Source organism: Paenibacillus sambharensis (assembly GCF_003233845.1).
In the GTDB taxonomy this organism is placed as follows: domain Bacteria; phylum Bacillota; class Bacilli; order Paenibacillales; family Paenibacillaceae; genus Paenibacillus_I; species Paenibacillus_I sambharensis.
The window spans coordinates 219,370-239,996 of sequence record NZ_QKRB01000043.1 but is presented as its reverse complement, the minus strand read 5'-3'; the positions used below and the strand labels follow the sequence as shown (position 1 = coordinate 239,996).

The window sequence follows — 20,627 nt, the reverse complement described above, 5'->3', positions numbered from 1 at the left end:
TTACAATAGCTTGCTCGTCGTCTGCCTGGTCACCAACCGCTGGAGCCTCTTGCCCGCCTTGAGCGCCTCCTTGATATCGCGCCTGAGCTCTGCCGTCAGACGATCACCGGCAATCTTGCCGTTGTTCTTATACATGCCGCCTTCATTGCGCTCCATGGTAAGAAGCCTCAGCCTCAGGAACAGCCGGAACGCTGCAGCATACTTCTCAGCCTCACCTGCGGGAAGACGGTCCTGCTCCCTCAGCTTCGCCAGTCGTTCAAGTGTCGATGTCTCCCTGATTCCTGCTTGAATTGCCAACAATCGAACAGCATTTACCATTGGAATATAAGCACCATACTTAACATCCAGACTTCCCGAGTCCTCACCGTAACGCTCCTTCAGCAGCTGGCCGAACACCCCGATAAGAACCTTGTGCTTCATGGTGTTATCCAGCATCCGCCTGACAATAAGCGGCTTCTCCAGCGTATCCCTATAGAAGCTCTCCTTCAGCTCATCGATCAGTCGCTTATCGCCTGCCGCTATTCTCGCATCCGCCACGATAAGGAGGTAACGGACCACTTCCCAGTGCCCTTCTTCGAACCACCGGTTCAGCTTCCTCTTAAACTCGCTGAGCGACTCGCACCATTCCGGATTCGTGCTGATCACATTGCCTTCACATGGCGGATAGCCCGCTGACTTCAGCGTTTCCACAACGATCTGTGCAAACGTCCGAAAATAAGCTTCTACCTGCTCCCGGTTATCCGCGTCATCCGGGATATCGTAAACTACGGCACTATCCTGGTCACTGGACAGCGTCTGCTCACTGCGTCCTCCGCTTCCGAACAATAGATAGGCGTAAGGCACGGGAGGGAAACCATTCCCTGTCCGTGCCATATCCTGTTCTGCGAGGTGTACAGCCCTGCTGACAATCGCGTCGTGCACCTCATTCAGATCACTATAAAATTGTTCGACAGAGGTGATAGCAAGCTTCCGCTCCAGCTCCTCCTGAATACGGTCCCGAAGGCTGCGAAGAGCCCCTGTGTCTTCAACTGTTCCTATTGATGCGAGAAGCTGCGCCACTTCCGGATCGTGCACGGGCGCCCACTCCCTTTCGTCAGTGTGTCCTGATGCCAGTATACAGTTAAACGTTCAGGTTTTGTCCAGCTTTCTTCATTTGCTCCGGATAGCCATAGTTGCCATGCTCGCTAAGGTCAAGACCAACAATCTCCTGTTCCTCGGTGACACGCAACCCCATAACGGCTTTCATAATGCCGAGTACAAGGAAGGAAGCCGCAAGCACGAACGCTCCGCAGATTACGACGCTCTCAAACTGTACCCAAAGCTGATGCCAGCTGCCGGTGTAGAACAATCCGCCTTCACCAACACCTACCTTGGCCGCCAGTTCAGGAGTTGCGAAGAGACCATTCGCGAGTGTCCCCCAGATGCCGGCTGCACCATGTACGGACAGGGCATAAATCGGATCGTCAATACGAAGTTTCTCGAACAGCTTGACACTGAAGAACACGAGCACACCTGCAACAAGACCGATTACTACTGCTGCCCAAGGCTCCACATAAGCACAGGAGGCTGTGATGGCAACGAGGCCGGCTAGAGCGCCGTTCAGCATTGTAGTGATATCGGCCTTGCCAATAAAGGCCCATGAGATCAACAGCGCTGCTACAGCACCAGCTGCTGCACCAAGCTGGGTGTTAAATGCGACATAAGCGAAGAATCCGTCACCTACGCCAAGCGAGCTGCCTGCATTGAACCCAAACCAGCCCACCCACAGAAGAAGAACAGACAGCGCCGTGAAGACTTGATTGTGACCCAGAATTTCATTAGCCGAGCCATCCTTGTTAAACTTGCCAATCCGCGGCTTAAGCAGCACGGTAGCAGCGAAGGCAGCCAGCGCGCCGGTTAGGTGAACGACTGTAGAACCTGCAAAATCCTGCGCGCCATCTGCTGCAAGGAAGCCGTCCGCATTCCAAATCCAGTGAGCAATCACCGGGTAAATAACCGCTGAGAAGACCAAAGTGAAGATCAAGTACACGGACAGCTTCGCACGTTCGGCAAATCCGCCCCAAGCAATGGACAGCGAGATCGTGACGAACATCATCTGGAAGACGAAGAATGCAGTTGGCGAATATGGATCAGCCTCCGTTCCAATCAGAGGAGCGCTGTAGAAGAAATCGCTCAGTCCGATGAAGGGATTCTCTCCGGTACCGAAGGCAAAGCCATAACCGACGGCCCACCATACAATAGAAGCAAGACCCATTGTAAATATGGTTTTGCCTGCGACGTGACCCGCATTCTTCATTCGGGTGGAACCCGTCTCAAGCAGAATGAATCCGCCCTGCATCAATAGAACCAAAACCGCTGCCAGAATAATCCACAGCGTATTTAACCCCATATTTAGCATTCCTGCGGATGGCGCCTCCGCAAAGGCCATTACCGGGAATAAACACAGCAATGCACTTCCTGTCAGCAAAACTTTCTTGACCACAACGACCACTCCCTTAATGTTATGTTATCTCACACATGAGGAAAGACTTATTGCCATTATAGTCAGAATACGTTCATTTGACAATACACTTTGTGAATTTCCACAAAAAAAGGGGGAGAATTCTCTAACGTTCGTCTTTTTTTATGTGCTAATGTTAAGTTTTCGTTCATATAATCCATATATTCATCCTTACTGACCGGATATTCTTCGGCTTTTTTCATCCGGGCTATCCATTTATCCGAATTGTGAAACTTGCAGAATAATGTCGCTTTATCTGACGTATATCAAAGCATTACGTTTGACTGTATGGTTAAGGATTAGGTATCATATAATCGTAGCGTACAGTTTGTATTGAAAGGACGGTGAGGAAATTGGGGATACTAAGCTGTACAGGATCGGTGAACTCGCCAAGAAGGCAGAATTAAGCCCGAGAACGATTGATTTCTATACAAAACTTGGCCTGATTACTCCTGCTAAACGGTCTGACAATAATTACCGCCTATATGGAGATGGAACCTTGGAACGGCTCGCTCGTATAGAACAGATGAAGAAAGAAAAATACACGTTAGATGAGATCAAAGCCTTACTCGATCAATGGGGCAAGGTTTCGGAAGAGCAGGTCAACCGCAAGCTGACCGACCTGGAGATCAGGCTGACTCAGCTGCAGCGGGAGGTTCAGGAGCTAGAGCCTGTTATCGACCGGCTGAAGCCACAGCAGGCACGCAACGTGTACAAGCGGCTTATGCCTCAGACAGCTGCCTGTATCGAGGCATTAATGCTTTTGATCGGCAAAGGCCCCCTCATGTAACGTCATCATTCTTACTTAAATGGAGGGAATAGGCATGTTATTTTTTCACCCGATGGATTTTCTCATCCTGATTGCATTTGGTATATCGATCTGGGCCCAGTTCCGGGTTAAAGGAACCTTCAACAAATGGGCGGAGGTACCAACATCAAGCGGCCTGACAGGCTATGAAGCAGCCCGCAGAATGCTTGATGCCAACGGACTTCACGCTGTTCCAATTGAACCGGTGCCAGGCCGTCTGACTGACCATTATGATCCGATCAGCCGGGTCGTACGCCTGTCCGAGCCGGTTTACTATGAGAACTCAATCTCAGCTGTATCGGTTGCCTGTCATGAGGTTGGCCATGCTATTCAGCATTCAGTCAGCTACCCGATGCTGACGATCCGGCACAGAATGTTCCCGCTAGTTAATTTCACATCCGGCATCGCTCCATTCCTGCTCATCGCCGGCTTTCTGTTCGGCGCCATGAACCTTGTCGGCATCGGCATTATCTTCTTCTCTGCAGCGGTCGCTTTCCAGCTCGTTACCCTGCCGGTTGAATTCAATGCCAGCAGCCGCGCCCGTGACTTGATGATCTCGGAAGGGTTCATCACGAACGATGAGGAACGCGGAGTTGCCAAGGTATTGAACGCGGCTGCACTGACCTACGTAGCGGCAGCGCTGATCTCTCTGCTAGAGCTTCTCAAGTACATTATGATCTTCACCTCTAACCGGGAATAGTACAGACAGCAAACAGGCCGGGAAGAAGAGCATCCGCTCTCCTTCCCGGCCTTATTTCTTGTATTTTATACTCACTACTCCCTGTGACCTCTGAACACCCTGCTATGGCCGCCGTTCCGCAAAGTAGTCCAGCAGGTACTGATGGAACACCTTCGCGACCAAGGGCAGCTTATGATTTGACCGGTGGATAAGTCCAATCTCCCTGGTGATCTCGGGACTGCGAACCTCAACCTTAACAGGCTGCATCGGCCCCGAGTGATACACAGCCATCTCAGGAAGCAGCGTGACCCCCATACCGGCCGCGACCAGTCCCCTTATGGTATCAGTCTCCTCGCCCTCGAAGGCGATATTAGGCGTGAAACCGGCCTCCAGACAAGCATCCCACACAATCGGCCGCAGTGAATAGCCTTCACGGAACAGCACAAAAGGATCATCCTTCAGCTGGGACAGCTCAATCGACAGCTCCTCCGCCAAAGAATGGCCATGCGGCAGGACGGCATAGAGCTTTTCGGTAAGCACCACTTGTCCGCAGAGCTGTCCCTGATTCTCCGGCAGAGGAGAGATGAATGCAAGATCCACTTCCCCATCCATTACATCGCGGATCAAGGAAGGATACATTCCCTGCTTGAAGCGGAAGCGCACATTGGGATGCGCTTTGCGGAACATCGCCACCACCTTCGGGATTAGATGTGTACCCAGACTATGCGGAAACCCGATGCGAATTTCTCCATGGTCCGGGTCCATAAATTCATGTATCTCAATGATGGCCCTCTCCAGATCCGTAATGATGGACTCCGCACGCTTCAGAAACAGCTGTCCGACTGGCGTCAGCTGAAGATTTCGCCCTTTTTGGACGAACAGCTTGACACCCAGCTCTTCCTCCAGCTGATGAATCTGGCGGCTTACCGCCGATTGGGCTACGTGCAGCTCTTCCGCCGCTCTGGTAACATGCTCACGGCTGGCCACCTTAACAAAGTAATACAGCTGCCTTAATTCCATTGCCTTATTCGACCCCTCTTATCTCTTGCGTACAAACAGACTCATCATGACAAATCCGGCCAAACCGCCCCCCATATGAGCCCAAATATCAATTCTAGTGGAGAGGAGAGAATAAATCAAACCAAACACGAGGATCGTGTATATCGTCTTGCGCGACCCCTCATCAAGTACATGCTTCCGGAACACAGCCAAGTACAGATAGGCGCCGAAGACGCCGTAAATCGCCCCTGACGCTCCGACCGAGTAATGAACGCCGTAGGTTCCAAGCGTATTGATAAAGGCACTAAATATGTTCCCGAATATGCCCGCGAGCAAATAAAAGAACAAGTACCTGTACCTTCCGAGCAACCGCTCCAGCGGCGGCGCAAATACAAGTATTGAGAAGCAGTTGAACAGCAGATGCTCCCAGCCCGCGTGCAGAAATATAGAAGTCACATAACGCCAAGGCTCGGTAAGGCCGTATGGATCGAGCAGCTCATGCTGAAAGAATGCGAAACGGTTAAGGAGCGGCTCACCCGCCGCAATCCAATTGTACAAGAACAGCAAAATGTTGATGCCAAGCAGCATTGATGTAACCGGGTAGGCGCGCAAATACCCGCGAAAGCTCTCGTATCGCAAAAAAATCATTATGGTTTCCCCCTGCCATAGATTGGACATTGACAACTGCTAACCATTATAATGAATGACGGAACAAGCATACAAATAAAGGAGGCTTCATTAAAATGGCACAAGAACGTACAGGTGTTGCTACACTCAAGGGCAATCCGATCACCCTCGTAGGTCCCGAACTGAAGAAAGGTGACAAGGCACCGGATTTCGAACTTAATAAATCCCTCACCGAAACCGTTACCCTGAAGGATTATGCAGGTAAGGTGAAACTGATCAGTGTCGTTCCTTCGATCGATACCGGTGTATGTGACGCCCAAACACGCCGCTTCAACGAAGCTGCTGCTGCTCTGGGCGACAACATTGCCGTCCTCACTGTCAGCGTGGATCTGCCGTTCGCTCAATCCCGCTGGTGTGGTGCTGCAGGCGTGGACAAGGTCGTTATGCTCTCCGATTATAAAACAAATTCCTTCGGCGAGGCTTATGGCGTTCTGATTAAGGAACTGCGCCTTGATATGCGTTCCATCTTCGTGCTGGATGCCGACAACAACGTCCAATACGTGGAATACTTAAGCGAAATGACCGAACACCCGAACTACGACCAGGCAATTGAAGCCGCCAAGCAATTGGTTTAAGTCCGGAACACTACATCTTTACAAGAAAGCGGGCGCGGGAATCATTTCCCTCGCCCGCTTATTGTTATGGCTTCTCTGCTTTATACAGTGCCAGCTTCTTATCCAAAGTCCGGTAAATATCTAGGATTACCCGGTAGTTAGACCCCAAATCACCGAAAGATCCTCGTGATGCGGAGTAAATATCTACTGCCGTAAATAATGGATTGACGCTGATGACCGAAACGGTGATATCCATCGTCCGCCCTGTAGCCGTACGTTTCTCCACTACAATCTCTCCTACAGATTCCACCTCATGAAGCACCTTATACCCCTGCATCTTCTTCAGCGTGGATACAACTTCCTCCCAGGCTTTCTCCTTGGACATCTTGTAATAGTGTGATTTGAGCTCCGGGTCTTTGGCCCTGTCACCTGTTTGCTCGTGACTGCGGATGATACCGATCAATGTTCGCTTCAACAACGACTATCTCCCCCTCCGTCATCTCTTTCTGCTAACCTATATGATAACATGAATCCAACTATGAAAAAAGTCGGTATTTCACGCGCTTACATAAACGCCCGCAAGAAAAGAAAAAAACCTCCGGCTGAATCACATATGATTCAGTAACCGAAGGCTCTTATAGCTCCGCTGTAACAGCGGCTTGAGTTAAAAGGTAACCCGCCAATGCCGTCCGCTTATCATGTTTCTGAACCCGCTCTCGCAGGTGGGTGTCCGCAGAAACGTTTTTGAGATCCCTTTTCGGGGGCATGTCAGCCGCGCTTCAATATTGAACTCCCTAGAAACAGCCATTGGTTCAAAACAACGTATAAGCTGTAACGAACATCGCAGGATGTATTGTTATTATAGATGCTTGTTACTCAAAAGTAAACAGGCAGGCTGTCCCTGGCGGCTGGAAATGCCAAGAACTACAGACGCTTCGTTTCCTGCTCCGCCATTTCCTGATCCTGGCTTTCAAGCGCCTCCTGTTCCTGCTTCTCCTGCTGCTCCTTCAGCTTCAGGAACACCTGATAGAAGTTGTAGAAGGCCATAAAGGCAATTACACTGCCTGTGAAGAACGGAAACAGAAACGTGAAGTTAACGCTGATAAAAATAGCAGCTGCCGCAATGACAACGGTCGAAACCGCTCTGATCGGTCTTCCGATCGTGATCAGAATCGCATTCTTCACCAGCTGTACGGTCTTCATGTGGTAATGCACGATCATGCAGAAGAAGTTGAACAGCGATATCAGAAGCAGTATGCCGATCCCCATGAAGATGTAGGACAGAAGCTGAAGTCCTTCCATACCCGAATAATATACCCAGTAATCGACACCAATTATCACGAAGATTAGCGTGTACAGCAGGCCTCCCAGCATACTCTTGACGTAATTTTCCTTATAGCCACGGAAAAACGTTTTCAAAAGTGGAGCTTCCTCTTCCCCCATAACCCATTTACGGGCTACCGTAAACATCGCGGCAGTTGCCGGGAAGAAGAAGAACGGGGCGGCCAGTGCTGATACCAGTAATCCCGAGATAAGCTGCTCAACCGTTTGGGAGAAGAAGAGCGGTACAAGCAGAAGATATAAGAAAGGCAGCGAAGTGATCACCCAAAGAACGTTGGTGACTGAAAGTCTCATGATCCATTCTGAAATTTTGTAAAAGCCGCCCATAAGGCCGCGCATTTCCATCCGAAATCCCCTCCGGTAGAAGACATGGCAGAACCGTAACGCCCATTTATGTCCTTCCTAGGCCTCAGTCTACGCTATACTGTTCAGTCAGCATACGATATGTACTGCAACAACAACCTAATCAACGTGTTGAAAAGGAGGGTTCGAACAATGAGCGGCGTAGGATACGGCGGTGCATTCTGGACCTCGACAGGTACGATTCTGGTTCTCTTCATTCTGCTGGTTATTATTACTCGTGCGATCTGGGTTTAGCGCTTAAATAACAGCAACTTATTCATGAGGAAAAACCGGGTCACTCCGGCGCCTGCGAACGTGCCGCATGCTGCCGGAGTTTTCCCGGTATTGTGACCTTATTCCTCGGACGAGCCTCTTGGACGGCGGTCTCCGCCGCCGCTGTAGCGCCCTTCGCCGCCACGGTATCCGCCGCTGCTGCGAGAACCGCCGTCTCGGCTGCCGCCTTCACGACTGCCGCCACTGCTGCCGCCACGATATCCGCCGCCACTGCGGGAACCCCCGCCGCCGCCGCGATAACCGCCGCCGCCGCTGCGGTTGCCGCCGCCGAATGGACCGCCGGAGAAGCGGCGTCCGCTCGAACGAATGTCCGGCTTGCGCTTCTTGGCACGGATTGGGTCTTCAGGTGTCAGCTCAATGCTGACATCCTTCTTCTCGCCTGTGAGAAGCTTCATTGCCGCTGCAAGGAGACGAACCGAATCATACTGCTCCAGCAGCTGAATGGAAATCCCCTTGTACTCGGCGAATTCCTCGTTCTGAATCATTTCGATCAGACGTTCGGCTGTCAGGCGCTGCTTGCCTTCGATCGCCTCAGCCAGACTCGGCAGCGGCTTCTTCGCAATACGCTGACGCGTAACCTTTTCAATGAAATGCAGATGGTCGATCTCACGCGGCGTCACGAAGGACCATGCTGTACCTTCTTTGCCGGCACGGCCTGTACGACCAATACGGTGCACATAGCTCTCCGGGTCCTGCGGAAGGTCGAAGTTGATAACATGGGATACACCCGACACATCAAGACCGCGCGCTGCAACGTCTGTCGCAACGAGTACATCGATGCTGCCGTCACGGAATTTGCGCATTACCGCATCCCGCTGGTTCTGCGACAGGTCGCCATGCAGACCGTCCGCCGAATAGCCGCGCTTCTGCAGCGCTTCGCTCAGTTCATCAACACGGCGCTTGGTCCGACCGAACACGATCGCGAGCTCTGGAGATTCCATATCGAGCAAGCGGCTCAGCGCTTCAAACTTCTGACGCTCATGCACTTCAATATAAGCCTGCTCAATCGAAGGCGCCGTAATGTTCTTCGGTATTACGGACACATGCTCCGGGTTGCGCAGGAACTGCTGAGCAAGCTTCTGGATGTTCGGAGGCATGGTTGCAGAGAAGAGCATGGTGTGACGTTCTTCCGGCACCAGGCTCAGGATGGACGTAATGTCCTCCATGAAGCCCATATCCAGCATTTCATCCGCTTCGTCCAGAATAACCGTCTGTACATCATCCAGACGAATCGTCTTCCGGTTGATATGGTCAAGCAGACGTCCTGGCGTACCGATAATAATTTGCGGGTGCTTCTTCAGCGCCCTGATCTGGCGTCCGATATCCTGGCCGCCGTAAATCGGCAGCGAACGGATGCCCTTGTAACGGGAAAGCTTGCCGATCTCGTCCGCTACCTGGATAGCGAGCTCGCGCGTCGGTGTCATAATAAGCGCAACGATGCGATTCTCGGATGTGGAAATCTTGTTAATCAGTGGAATACCGAATGCTGCGGTCTTCCCTGTGCCGGTCTGTGCCTGACCAATCAGGTCAGTACCGTTCATGGCAATTGGAATTGCCTTGTCCTGGATGGGCGTCGACTCTTCAAAACCTAACTCGGTGATAGCCTGCAGAACCTTGGGTTCCAGGCCGAATTCAGCAAATGTTTTCAAACTTATTCAAACTCCTTCTATTCTGTGCCTACTTGAAAATATCCAATCCATTATAGCACAGGTAAGAATATGAATACCAGCGAGCGACTTCGTGGTATACTAATCGTATTTGGACGGAACGCCCGGCCATGAAACGACAAATAACCAAAAAGGAGTTGAAACCCGCTTTGAAGGTACTTCGGTTCCTTGGAACCTTGGCGGTTATGACCATCGGCGCACTGCTGATCGCCATTGGTTTTAACATGCTTCTCATCCCCCACCAGCTGCTAAGCGGCGGGGTATCAGGTATTTCCATGATCATCAGCTACGTGACTGTCTTCAACATCAGCCTGCTTTATTTTGTCCTAAACTTCCCGATACTCGTCTGGGGCTGGTTCGTGCTCGGACGCCACTTCGTCGCCTGGAGCGTGTATTCCGTCGTTGCAGCCACAGTCTTACTTGAGGTGGTGCCTGTAAAGTCACTGGTTATGGACCCCATGCTCGGGGCTGTGTTCGGCGGCGTCATTTTCGGATTCGGGAGCGGCGTCGCTCTCCGACTTGGCGGCTCGTCCGGCGGCTTTGATATCGTCGCTTCCATTGTTACGCGCAAGCGGGATCTCCCGCTTGGCATGCTCCTGTTTATCCTCAATGGTGCCGTGATTGCCGCTCTTGCCTTGATGAATAACGATTGGGATGCAGCAATGTACTCCATGCTCGCCATATTCACCGCCGGCAAAGTAATTGATGTGGTGCACATCCGGCACATGAAGGTCACCGCCTTTATTATAACCAATGAGACCGAAAAACTATTGGCGAAATTACTCGCTACCCCAAGGGGGGTAACGATTATTAAGACCAGAGGCGCTTATGCGGGCGCAGAGAAGGATATGCTCATGACCGTCACGACCCGGTACGAGCTTGCTGCACTCCGCAAGATGATCCGCCAGCTCGATCCCAAGGCATTCGTAAACATCGTTGAAACTGTAGGGGTCATTGGGGAATTCCGAAGGGGATAGTGACGAATTGTTGAAAATGATCTTCAAGGGTGAACGCTTTATGCGGTTCGCCCTATTTTTTTTTGAGGAGTCTTGTTATAATGAGGGTGCCCCAAAGTTTCATGCCCTGTGTAATCCCCGCATTTCTTTGAACATATTTCGAGGAAAGGGTGATGCAAGATGGATATGGAAACTGTAACATTATCTCGGATTGTGGAGAAGCTGGTCCCTGAATTAGTCCCTTTCCTGACCGAGCGGGAGCTGAATATGAACATTGTACTCCGGGACGGCTTGTCAGTCCTCGAGCCGGAGGACGCCGTAGAAATTGTGCAGCACAGCATCTACGAAATACAGAGACAGGTTTTGCTGCATTGAACACAAGCGGACGGGAACGATATCGTTCCCGTTTTTTGTTATGTCCTTAATCTAGCAGCTCGCTCATCTATTAACTTGACGTCTATTAATACGCAAATCGCCGCTCCGCACAGGAAGCCCTTTCCCATATTCCCCTTCTTTCCGTCATGATTCCGCAAATCCTACCAATTTCCTGTGTCTGACTTGCATAATTTGTTTTATAATAGATATCACTTGCTTTAAGGGGAGAGGGCTTTCATGGAATGGATTCTTTCGTTATTCTTACTGCTGTATGGAGCAACAGGAACAGGTGGAGAAGAAACGGCAAACTTAGGTAAGATGATCACCGAGCAGAGGGTTCAGCAAGCTGATACCGTTAAGACGAATGCTGATGGGACAGTAACAGATGCAGGTCTTCATCCAGGTCAGTCAAAGGACGGGAAGGCTCAGCCTGCCGAATATGTGAAGAAAGATCCGCAGCCTGATGCACCTAAGGTTAAGGGCATCTATGTCACTGCTCACAGTGCCGGAGGATCAAGGCTGGAAACACTCCTAGAGCTGGTTCGGACTACTGGACTGAACAGTATGGTAATTGATTTGAAGGATGACTACGGTTATATCACTTACCCGACTGAAAATCAGGAGCTCCTTGAGATGGGCACCGCCAAAAAGTACATAAGGGATATCGATAAGCTCATGCAGAAGCTCGAGAAGGAAGAGGTTTATCCGATCGCCCGAATTGTTGTATTCAAGGATACGGTCCTGGCCAGGGAAAGGCCCGAATTATCGTTCCGCAAGAGCAATGGCGAGCTTTGGGAGAATGGCAAAGGCGACAGCTTCGTCAACCCTTATCGTAAGGAAGTATGGGATTACAACATTGCCCTCGCCAAGGAGGCCGTTGAGCTGGGCTTTAAGGAAATCCAGTTCGACTATGTCCGTTTCCCGGAAGGCTTCGAGAACAGAGCTGATGAACTGAAATATGATCATACCGATGAAAGCAGGGTTGACATTGTAGCCGGATTTGTAAAATACGCCAAGGAACAGCTTGAACCGCTGGGGGTCCGTGTATCCGTCGATATTTTCGGCTATGCGGCTTCCGTGCCAGCAGCTGAGGGGATTGGCCAGGATTTTGTCAAGATCTCCAAGTATGTGGATGTAATTTGCCCAATGATTTACCCAAGCCATTATACGACTGGATGGTTCAACGTCAAGAACCCGGATACGAAGCCTTACGAAACCATAAAAGGCGCCATGCTTGACACGCATGAGAAGCTTGACCCCATTGGTGTTCATAAGCCGGTTATCCGGCCATGGATACAGGATTTCACTGCCAGCTGGCTCGGTAAAGGCCATTACATCTCCTACGGCAAAGCCGAGGTGGAGGCCCAAATCAAGGCGCTTGCCGATACAGGTGTCGAGGAATACCTGCTCTGGAATGCGAGTAACAAGTATTCGCCCGGTGTCAACTACAAGTAATCATTAGGTTTTCTCACAAGACAGATAAACATAACAAAGCCTTATGCATCCGGCATGCCGGGCGCATAAGGCTTTTTGTAATGGCTGTGAGATGCTTCTCTATTGCGATAGGCGAAGTGCCAGATTGTACAGATCCATGTTGAATGGCTTCTTCGAATTCACGACCTTATCGATGTCCGTTGACACCATCTTGCCGTCAATTACGCCGCAAGCCTTCCCGGAATCACCAGCCATAAGCTGCTGAACAGCATAATCGCCAAGCTTGCTGGCCAGAATGCGGTCATTGTGAGTAGGCGAGCCGCCGCGCTGGATATGTCCCAACACGGTAACACGGGGTTCAATACCGTTGCGGGCAGTGATCGCTTCCGCAATCTCCGCACCCGTTCCGGCACCCTCTGCCACAATAACAATACTATGGCGTTTGCCGGCTTCGAAGTTCTCACGCATACGAGCGGAGATAAGATCAATATCGTAAGAAACCTCCGGTACGATAATCGTCTCAGCGCCGCTGGCAAGTCCGGCGTAAAGGGCGATATCGCCGCAATGCCTTCCCATTACTTCTACAACAGAAGAGCGCTCATGGGAAGTCATGGTATCACGCAGCTTATTGATCGCATCTACGACAATGCTGACAGCTGTGTCAAATCCAATCGTAAAGTCCGTATGAGAAATATCATTATCAATTGTTCCTGGGAGTCCCATCGTCTTGATGCCAAGCTTGCTGAGCTTGTTGGCGCCTTGATAGGATCCATCGCCGCCGACAACAATCAATCCGTCAATTCCGCGGGCACGCAGTACATCAGCACCGCGCTGTTGTCCTTCAGGTGTCAGAAACTCCTTGCAGCGTGCGGTCTGAAGAATGGTTCCGCCGCGCTGAATAATATCACCTACACTGCGGAGATCCATGGAGCGGAGATCGTCATTGATAAGTCCTTGATAACCACGCTGAACCCCATATACCTCAATCCCATGATACAGTGCACTTCTGACAACGGCACGCACCGCCGCGTTCATGCCCTGCGAATCTCCTCCACTAGTAAGTACTGCAATCTTGTTAACTGCTGTCATGATGTTCGTCCTCCTTATTTAGGTCATTCTCATTCATCAACTGCCGGTACCAGCCTCTGTCTGTAACGGATCCAGACACTGTTCATCCAGAAGAATATTCGTGTGACCGGGCTTCGTTTCATTAAAGCCCTGGTCGCTTCCCTCACATCCGGCTGTGCCCTTGCTTTGGGGTCGGATAGATATAACGCTAGCAGACCCTCTATGATCATTCGGTGAAAGCCCGATGCAGGCAGACAGCGGATATCTTCGCGCGCCCTGTTAACAACCATATTGAATCGTTCAAGCATCTCTTTGCGATCACCGTAATAATTGCAAAAATTCAAGTCGCCGCCAAGCCGGTCCTCTTCCTGGTCGATCAGATAATCAAGCAGGATGTGCAGACCGCATACATGAGGAAAATAGGCATCTCTCGTCCGCTCAGCGTCCTGCTCCTTCATCCCTGGACGGCAGGCGTCCAGGAAAAGCATAAACATACCAAGTGTTGACCCCGTCGCTGCTGCAAACTCGTTCCACCGCAAGTGAGGATGTCGAGGGCTGTGGACCTGCCACCAGGCACTTAGCGATGGCAGCCTCTCTTCCTTGCGAATATGCTTGTACACCTGCAGATCCCCATACAAACCGACAAGCTCTGTTACATATGGCTGTACCACACGGTATGAAGGCAGCCGTGAGACACATTCCTGACAGGTTCGCACAAGTGCATGCAGGTATCCGCCGTCCTCTCTCTCCCTCCTATATGCATAATAATCCGTAAGCTCTGCCTTCGGATTTACCGCATCAAGCATGGAGCGGTGCAGCAGCCGAAAATCCGCGGCGTCCATGGAGGTGCTTCTGTCACACAGATTATCCAGATAATCACTGATCGTCTGCAGCGAAACAATTAACGGAATCAATACATGCTTCATATCAAGCCTTGCGGCCGCATAAACGGCTCCACCCTCGCAGTGGAATTGCTTCGCCTTCAAGCTAGCAAGCGCCTGCGTCCTAAGCTCCTTGTCCGGTATGGCGCGCGCAAGTGTTCGCCATCCAGCAAGACTGGCATGCACTTCAGGGAATATGAATTTATACAGCCGGTACATAAGGCTGACCGGATGATGTGGAGCCTGCAGGGCAGTGGTCCCCGTGGTCACATTAGTTGCCCCCTGTCTTATCCGGAATGACGGCGAGTCTCGATCTCCTGATTAACCCGGTACCAGATATGCAGATCATTAATCCGGCTGGCCTGCTCCGCGATATCACTGTTCAATTTGCAGGATACATCGAAATCCTCTTCCTCGTTCAGACGAGCCTGCAGCTTGTTAATCAGCCGCTCAAGCGCAAAGATCCGGTCCGGTATCGTACCCCTAATCGTTTCCCAGTATTCCAGTATAGCTGACCTCTCCTCAACAGACAGCCGCTCCCAATCCGTTCCCAGAACCGGCAGTTCGATCCCAAGCCGGGCATCCAGCTTAAAAACATGATTCCCCATTGTAAACCTCCAACAAATAATGTACCATTTCAGCAAATACAAATCCAGCTTCGGAACGAAAATGCCATATTTCATTAACCAGCTATGACACTGGTCACTTGTTATCAATTCGTCCGTCCGCATTAGGAGGTTCCCCTACTTCATGACTACCTATAGCAACGCTGCTGCAAACGAGCCAGGCCGCAGCTCCCGAGCCGGCTCGGAGACAGCTCTCCTCCGCATTTATTGTTACCTGTTTTATTCGACTGTCGCTCTAATTGTGTCTTATTTCCCGCTTTACTTTGCCGATCAAGGTTATTCGCCGTCCGAGATCGGTCTAATCTACGCTGTAGGTCCTGCCGTATCTATAGCAGCCAACCTGTTAACCGGCACAGCAAGTGATAAATATCGCACAATCAAGAAGCTGCTGGTCATCTTATTTATCGGTCAGCTGATTATGCTTGCTGCACTGATGCAGGCCGGCTCATTTATCTGGGTATTTCTGATTATGGCCGGCTTCTATTTTTTCCAAACGCCTGTCATGCCTCTGAGTGACAGTATGATTCTGCTGTCGACACACTCCACGGGCCGCAACTACCCGTCGATACGGATTTTTGGATCCATAGGCTTTGCCTGCTCTGCCTTTCTGATCGGTCTCCTGCTGAAAGCGTATGGCTCAGGCGCCACCTTATGGATTACGATCACACTCGTCAGCCTGACACTCGGAGTTGCGCTTATGCTCCGCGATTACCAGGGCAGCCTCAAGAAGATGGAGTTCTCCGGCTTATATAAACTGCTAGCAAAGCCGCGGATTGTCTTGTTCTTCCTCCTGATTCTGATTGTATCGGTAGCCCACCGGATGTATGAAGGCTTCCTGGCATTAACCTTGCGGGAAATGGGCGCAAGCGAGGGGCTCATCGGGACCGCGTGGTTCGCTTCTGCGCTAAGCGAAATTCCGGTACTGTTTTTGCTGGGCAAGTATGGCCACAAGCTGCGGGAGCTTCCCCTGCTGGCCTTTGCCAGCCTGATGTATGCCGCCCGCTTCTTCATGATGTCACGGATTGATGACCCGTCCTTTGTCATCGTGCTGCAGCTGATGCACAGCATATCCTTCGGCATTTATTTCTCCACGGCGCTGCGTTACCTGACATTCCTGATTCCCGATGAATACAGGGCATCCGGCCAGGCCATATACGCCATCGTATGGGCCGGGTTTGCGGGGCTGATCAGCGGTACGGCCGGCGGGATGCTGTTTGAATCAATGGGCCCCCACTGGTTTTATGCAGCCGCTTCAGGGCTCGCGCTGTCCGCCGGGATCGGATTCATGCTGATGCATGTAACAAGCAGAACCCGCTGACCGCAGATTTCCTGCCGGCAACGAACGACGCAGACGAGATAATAAAACAACGAAATAAGACAAGGGCTGTCCGGGTCATGATGACCTGAACAGCCCTTGTCTGCTTCCCCGTGACAGAACATAACTAGCTCGCCATATCCTCGTCGCTGATCTCAAAATTGGCATACACATCCTGCACATCATCATTATCTTCGAATGCATCCATCATCTTCATCAGCTTCTCGGCATTCTCGCCGTCTACCTTGATTGTATTCTGCGGAAGCCACCGCACACCCGCACTGGTGAATGTATATCCTGCTTCCTCCAGGCTGTTCTTAACCTGCTCGAACTCATGCGGATGTGTGAGCACTTCGTAGGAGTCCTCGTTAACGACGATATCCTCGGCTCCCGCTTCCAGCGCTGTCATCATCATGGTATCTTCGTCCGTGTCATGTTCTTCCCGGTCGATAACAAGCAGCCCTTTCTCATCGAACATATAGCCTACACAGCCGCTTTCCCCCATATTGCCTCCGCGCTTATTAAATACAGCCCGTACATCGGCAGCCGTGCGGTTGCGGTTATCGGTCAGACAGCGCACCATGATAGCTACGCCTCCCGGGCCATAGCCTTCGTATACAATCTCTTCGTAATCATCACTTGCGGACGCTCCTGTCGCTTTCTTGATTGCCCGCTCGATATTGTCCATCGGCATCTGCTCGGCTCTTGCATTAGCGATGGCCGTCTTCAGCCCGAAGTTAGAGTCCGGGCTCGGTCCGCCTTTGCGGGCTTGCATATAAATTTCCCGCCCGAGCTTGACGAACTTGTTATTTTTAGCCTGATCGGCTTTTCCTTTGCGGTCCTTGAACAGTTTAAACTTTGGCATGATTCTACTCCCCCTGGCACGAATTCCATCTTATAATTTTATCATCAAAGAGAAGGTGCGGTCAAAGGCTTGTCCGCCTGTTGGCCTGTGTTTTTCATCACACTAACCGCCTGCTGGGCCAGCGTGCCGGTCACCACAGCCAGCAGCACAAAAAGAGGGACTCCGAATGATCGGAGTCCCTCTGCACGGTCATACTATATTATAAGAAATTTCGGATCTTATAACTTAGTAACGTTGGCTGCTTGAGCGCCACGGTTGCCTTCAGTAATGTCAAATTCAACCTCTTGACCTTCTTCAAGCGTCTTGAAGCCGTCGCCTTGGATCGCAGAGTAATGTACGAATACGTCTTCTCCGCCTTCTACTGAGATAAAGCCATAGCCCTTCTCTGCGTTAAACCACTTAACTGTTCCTTTCAAATGAACAACCTCCTAAAAATGGCGCCGTTATAACGGCGATATGTTTATTATACCCCCCTAAGGGAGAATATGCAAACGGCGTACAAGCCGTTAACACAAACTTAATTTAACCCATTTACCCGCTATTAAAACATCCCCGCCCCATACAATCTTCTCCGGGTTGATTTCCGCTCCACCGTTGGCTATGATGAAACAAATATATGTACACAGGGAGTATCTGCCAATGTTTAAGAAATATGAAATTTACAAAAAAGACAAGTACAACATGCTTACTGTTGAAGTACAGGGCAAAACCCTGATCGTCCGGGAAATTTCCGATCAATGGGGTGAGGAATGCCATACCTTCGTAAGCCGTCCCGAAATGATGCATTGGGCGCAAAACCGTTTCCGGGAAGCCGATTATGCGGGGAATGAGGAAGAGCTGCAGTCCATTATGGAAGCTTTCAGGTCCATCTAAACCGTCGCGGTACAGTCAGAGCAGACGCCACACGGAAGGAAAACGTTTCCTGCTTGGCGAAGATATGGAAGACATGATAGACACTGCGTTTTTTAACCGCAATCCGGGAGGAACCAATGGACGCAACAGCAACCTTAATTTTCATCATCGCTTCTTTCTCGCTTGGCGCCGTCATACTCATGAAGCGGGAATCCATTCCCGCATCCATGCGCAGGGGTATTGCACTGGCAGCCATTGTACTTATTGCCTTTGCTTTCTTCTTAATTGTTTACAGCTTGTTCAACATGGGGAGCACCCCATCCTGATCAGCCCGATTCATGAAATATGCGGCAGGGGTACATACTAGAGGGTAAAAAGAAGGAGCTCTGCCATGAAATGGCTTGCTGTACTGCTTATCCTCTGCCTGCTCGGTTTTTCCGCGCCTGCCCTGCCTGCCGCAGCTCCCGAATCCGGGAGCCTGCCCCAACATTTAACTAATCTGAGGAGGAGTCCGATGAATAACGTACCGAAACGTTCCGAAAGCAGCCCCGAATCGCATTGGAAACTCGAGGACTTGTTCCCGAACCAGGCTGCCTGGGACCAGGAATATGCCGAGGCGAAGGAGCAAATCAAGAAAATCGCCGCCTATCAGGGCAAACTCGCCGACCCGCAGCAGCTTAAAGCCTGCTTCGAGCTGGAGGATGAGCTTTCTCTGCATGTCGAGCGTCTTTATGTATTTGCGAATATGCGGCATCACGAGGATACGGCAGAGCCTTCGAACATGGCACTTGCGGACAAGTCCAAGAAGCTCAGCGTGGAAGCAGGAGAAGCTCTCTCCTTCATTACACCTGAGGTGCTTAGCCTGTCGGCTGAAGAGCTCGACCGCCTGATTGACAACCCGGATTTGGCAGACTACCGGTTCACACTGGTGGAGATGAGAAGACAGAAGGCCCATGTGCTGTCACAGGCGGAGGAAGCGCTGCTGGCCCAGGCCGGCAATATCGCACAGGCGCCTGGGACTGTCTTCAACATGCTGAATAACGCTGACTTGAAGTTCCCGAAGGTCAAGGACGAGAACGGCGAGGAAGTGGAGCTTACACACGGCCGCTACATCCAGTTTCTTGAGAGTAAGAACCGGGACGTGCGGCGGGAAGCATTCAAGGCGATGTACGATACATACGGCAAAATGAAAAATACGCTCGCCGCTACTTTAAGCGCAAACGTCAACAAGAATATTTTTTACGCGCGTGCACGCAAGTACCCGTCCGCTCTGGAGATGTCCCTTTATGGCGACAATATTCCGAAGGATGTCTACACGAATCTCATTGACACTATTCATAAGCATCTGCCGCTTATGCACCGGTATATGGAGCTGCGCAAGAAGCTGCTGAAGGTCGATGAGCTGCACATGTATGACCTGTTCGCCCCGCTGGTAGACGAGTACAAGATGGACATCACTTACGAAGAGGCCAAAGCCAGAGTGCTTGACAGCCTGGAGCCGCTCGGACAGGATTACCTGAAGGTGCTGCAGGAAGGCTTCGAGGAAGGCTGGATCGATGTCTACGAGAATGAAGGCAAGCGCAGCGGCGCATACAGCTGGGGAGCTTACGGTACCCACCCTTACGTCCTGCTCAATCATAAGGACAACCTGAACAGTATGTTCACACTGGCCCACGAGATGGGTCATGCGCTGCATTCTTATTACTCGGATACGAATCAGAAGTACCGTGACGCCCAGTATACGATCTTCCTGGCAGAAGTCGCTTCTACGCTTAACGAAGCGCTGCTCATGCATTATATGCTTGAGAAATCGACTGACCCCAAGGAGAAAATGTACCTGCTCACCTACTATGCCGACCAGTTCCGCACCACGGTGTTCAGACAGACCATGTTCGCCGAGTTCGAGATGCTGGTGCATGCGAAGGCGGAAGCCGGCGAGTCGCTCACGCCGCAGGAGCTGTCCGCGATCTACTACAACCTGAATAAGAAATATTATGGCGAAGGCATGGTTGTCGATCAGGATATCGAGATGGAATGGGCTAGAATCCCGCACTTCTACACAAGCTTCTATGTGTACAAATATGCGACCGGCTTCTCCGCTGCAACCAGCTTCTCGAAACAGATTCTGGATGAAGGGACACCGGCTGTTGAGCGCTATCTCGGCTTCCTGAAGAGCGGTGGAAGCGACTACTCCATTAATATCCTGAAGAAGGCTGGCGTGGATATGTCCACCTCCGAGCCGATTAGCCAGGCTATGAGCGTGTTTGAAGACTTGATTGGACAGATGGAAGAGCTCACGAAGAATCAATAAACGGCTCCTTACCGCCGTACACAAAATAACCGCCGCTGCGGCTTGACGAAGAATGCGTGAACGCATTGCTTGC

The 20,627-nt window shown here is 51.1% G+C and carries 23 protein-coding genes and 1 other RNA gene; 11 read left to right on the top strand and 13 right to left on the bottom strand.

Annotation, left to right across the window (positions count from 1 at the left end; all coding sequences use genetic code 11):
- On the bottom strand, positions 1–1,074 hold the full coding sequence (locus DNH61_RS11030) for a DUF294 nucleotidyltransferase-like domain-containing protein (RefSeq protein ID WP_111146705.1): 1,074 nt from the start codon (positions 1,072–1,074) through the stop codon (positions 1–3).
- Between the two features lie 46 nt (positions 1,075–1,120).
- Positions 1,121–2,482 carry an ammonium transporter gene (locus DNH61_RS11025; protein ID WP_111146704.1) on the bottom strand — a complete coding sequence of 454 codons (1,362 nt, stop codon included), beginning with the start codon at positions 2,480–2,482 and terminating at the stop codon, positions 1,121–1,123.
- 370 nt (positions 2,483–2,852) lie between these two features.
- On the opposite strand from DNH61_RS11025, the gene DNH61_RS11020 reads away from it, so the two are divergent.
- Together DNH61_RS11020 and DNH61_RS11015 are read left to right on the top strand one after the other, a co-directional pair.
- Complete coding sequence (locus DNH61_RS11020; RefSeq protein ID WP_111146703.1) at positions 2,853–3,290, top strand: MerR family transcriptional regulator; 438 nt, start codon at positions 2,853–2,855, stop codon at positions 3,288–3,290.
- A 34-nt stretch (positions 3,291–3,324) separates the two neighbouring features.
- Positions 3,325–4,008 carry a zinc metallopeptidase gene (locus DNH61_RS11015; protein ID WP_111146702.1) on the top strand — a complete coding sequence of 228 codons (684 nt, stop codon included), beginning with the start codon at positions 3,325–3,327 and terminating at the stop codon, positions 4,006–4,008.
- Between the two features lie 102 nt (positions 4,009–4,110).
- Here the strand turns inward: DNH61_RS11015 and gltC are convergent, their stop codons facing one another.
- Entirely contained in the window at positions 4,111–5,007 is an 897-nt protein-coding gene (gene gltC, locus DNH61_RS11010) for a glutamate biosynthesis transcriptional regulator GltC (RefSeq protein ID WP_111146701.1), read from the bottom strand.
- Positions 5,008–5,025: 18 nt separating this feature from the next.
- Positions 5,026–5,634, bottom strand: coding sequence for a rhomboid family intramembrane serine protease (locus DNH61_RS11005; RefSeq protein ID WP_111146700.1), 609 nt, complete (start codon positions 5,632–5,634; stop codon positions 5,026–5,028).
- A gap of 95 nt (positions 5,635–5,729) precedes the next feature.
- Between DNH61_RS11005 and tpx the strand changes: the two genes are divergently transcribed.
- Entirely contained in the window at positions 5,730–6,248 is a 519-nt protein-coding gene (tpx, locus tag DNH61_RS11000) for a thiol peroxidase (RefSeq protein WP_111146699.1), read from the top strand.
- Positions 6,249–6,312: 64 nt separating this feature from the next.
- On the opposite strand, the gene DNH61_RS10995 is transcribed toward tpx, so the two are convergent.
- The 3 genes from DNH61_RS10995 to DNH61_RS10985 form a co-directional block, all read right to left on the bottom strand.
- The gene (locus DNH61_RS10995) at positions 6,313–6,705 is read right to left on the bottom strand and encodes a DUF1499 domain-containing protein (RefSeq protein WP_111146698.1); all 393 of its coding nucleotides are present in this window, start codon (positions 6,703–6,705) and stop codon (positions 6,313–6,315) included.
- 191 nt (positions 6,706–6,896) lie between these two features.
- Positions 6,897–7,080, bottom strand: a non-coding RNA gene (gene ssrS / locus DNH61_RS10990) — 6S RNA.
- Positions 7,081–7,151: 71 nt separating this feature from the next.
- Positions 7,152–7,913, bottom strand: a complete 762-nt coding sequence (locus DNH61_RS10985; protein ID WP_111146697.1) for a YesL family protein — start codon at positions 7,911–7,913, stop codon at positions 7,152–7,154.
- Between the two features lie 150 nt (positions 7,914–8,063).
- Here DNH61_RS10985 and DNH61_RS10980 point away from each other — a divergent pair, with 150 nt between their 5' ends.
- On the top strand, positions 8,064–8,165 hold the full coding sequence (locus DNH61_RS10980; RefSeq protein WP_111146696.1) for a sporulation protein YjcZ: 102 nt from the start codon (positions 8,064–8,066) through the stop codon (positions 8,163–8,165).
- Positions 8,166–8,263: 98 nt separating this feature from the next.
- On the opposite strand, the gene cshA is transcribed toward DNH61_RS10980, so the two are convergent.
- Complete coding sequence (gene cshA, locus DNH61_RS10975) at positions 8,264–9,853, bottom strand: degradosome RNA helicase CshA (RefSeq protein WP_111146695.1); 1,590 nt, start codon at positions 9,851–9,853, stop codon at positions 8,264–8,266.
- A 203-nt stretch (positions 9,854–10,056) separates the two neighbouring features.
- Here cshA and DNH61_RS10970 point away from each other — a divergent pair, with 203 nt between their 5' ends.
- From DNH61_RS10970 to DNH61_RS10960, 3 genes are all read left to right on the top strand, one after another.
- Entirely contained in the window at positions 10,057–10,848 is a 792-nt protein-coding gene (locus tag DNH61_RS10970; RefSeq protein ID WP_111146780.1) for a YitT family protein, read from the top strand.
- A 159-nt stretch (positions 10,849–11,007) separates the two neighbouring features.
- Positions 11,008–11,202 carry a hypothetical protein gene (locus DNH61_RS10965; protein WP_111146694.1) on the top strand — a complete coding sequence of 65 codons (195 nt, stop codon included), beginning with the start codon at positions 11,008–11,010 and terminating at the stop codon, positions 11,200–11,202.
- A gap of 237 nt (positions 11,203–11,439) precedes the next feature.
- The gene (locus DNH61_RS10960; protein WP_111146693.1) at positions 11,440–12,657 is read left to right on the top strand and encodes a putative glycoside hydrolase; all 1,218 of its coding nucleotides are present in this window, start codon (positions 11,440–11,442) and stop codon (positions 12,655–12,657) included.
- Between the two features lie 99 nt (positions 12,658–12,756).
- On the opposite strand, the gene pfkA is transcribed toward DNH61_RS10960, so the two are convergent.
- From pfkA to DNH61_RS10945, 3 genes are all read right to left on the bottom strand, one after another.
- A complete protein-coding gene (gene pfkA / locus DNH61_RS10955) occupies positions 12,757–13,725 on the bottom strand; it encodes a 6-phosphofructokinase (protein WP_111146692.1) in 969 nt (322 codons plus the stop codon).
- Positions 13,726–13,754: 29 nt separating this feature from the next.
- Entirely contained in the window at positions 13,755–14,804 is a 1,050-nt protein-coding gene (locus DNH61_RS10950; RefSeq protein ID WP_111146779.1) for a tetraprenyl-beta-curcumene synthase family protein, read from the bottom strand.
- Positions 14,805–14,872: 68 nt separating this feature from the next.
- Positions 14,873–15,193, bottom strand: a complete 321-nt coding sequence (locus DNH61_RS10945) for a hypothetical protein (RefSeq protein ID WP_111146778.1) — start codon at positions 15,191–15,193, stop codon at positions 14,873–14,875.
- Positions 15,194–15,335: 142 nt separating this feature from the next.
- On the opposite strand from DNH61_RS10945, the gene DNH61_RS10940 reads away from it, so the two are divergent.
- Positions 15,336–16,529, top strand: coding sequence for an MFS transporter (locus DNH61_RS10940; RefSeq protein WP_111146691.1), 1,194 nt, complete (start codon positions 15,336–15,338; stop codon positions 16,527–16,529).
- Between the two features lie 124 nt (positions 16,530–16,653).
- On the opposite strand, the gene DNH61_RS10935 is transcribed toward DNH61_RS10940, so the two are convergent.
- Together DNH61_RS10935 and DNH61_RS10930 are read right to left on the bottom strand one after the other, a co-directional pair.
- A complete protein-coding gene (locus DNH61_RS10935; protein WP_111146690.1) occupies positions 16,654–17,391 on the bottom strand; it encodes a YebC/PmpR family DNA-binding transcriptional regulator in 738 nt (245 codons plus the stop codon).
- Between the two features lie 218 nt (positions 17,392–17,609).
- Positions 17,610–17,807 (bottom strand): cold shock domain-containing protein, encoded by a 198-nt coding sequence (locus DNH61_RS10930; protein WP_111146689.1) that lies wholly within the window; start codon positions 17,805–17,807, stop codon positions 17,610–17,612.
- Between the two features lie 223 nt (positions 17,808–18,030).
- Between DNH61_RS10930 and DNH61_RS10925 the strand changes: the two genes are divergently transcribed.
- The 3 genes from DNH61_RS10925 (at position 18,031) to pepF (ending at position 20,554) form a co-directional block, all read left to right on the top strand.
- Complete coding sequence (locus tag DNH61_RS10925; protein WP_111146688.1) at positions 18,031–18,264, top strand: hypothetical protein; 234 nt, start codon at positions 18,031–18,033, stop codon at positions 18,262–18,264.
- Positions 18,265–18,380: 116 nt separating this feature from the next.
- The gene (locus DNH61_RS10920; protein ID WP_111146687.1) at positions 18,381–18,569 is read left to right on the top strand and encodes a hypothetical protein; all 189 of its coding nucleotides are present in this window, start codon (positions 18,381–18,383) and stop codon (positions 18,567–18,569) included.
- A 188-nt stretch (positions 18,570–18,757) separates the two neighbouring features.
- Positions 18,758–20,554, top strand: a complete 1,797-nt coding sequence (gene pepF, locus DNH61_RS10915) for an oligoendopeptidase F (protein WP_111146686.1) — start codon at positions 18,758–18,760, stop codon at positions 20,552–20,554.
- Positions 20,555–20,627 lie beyond the last annotated feature (73 nt).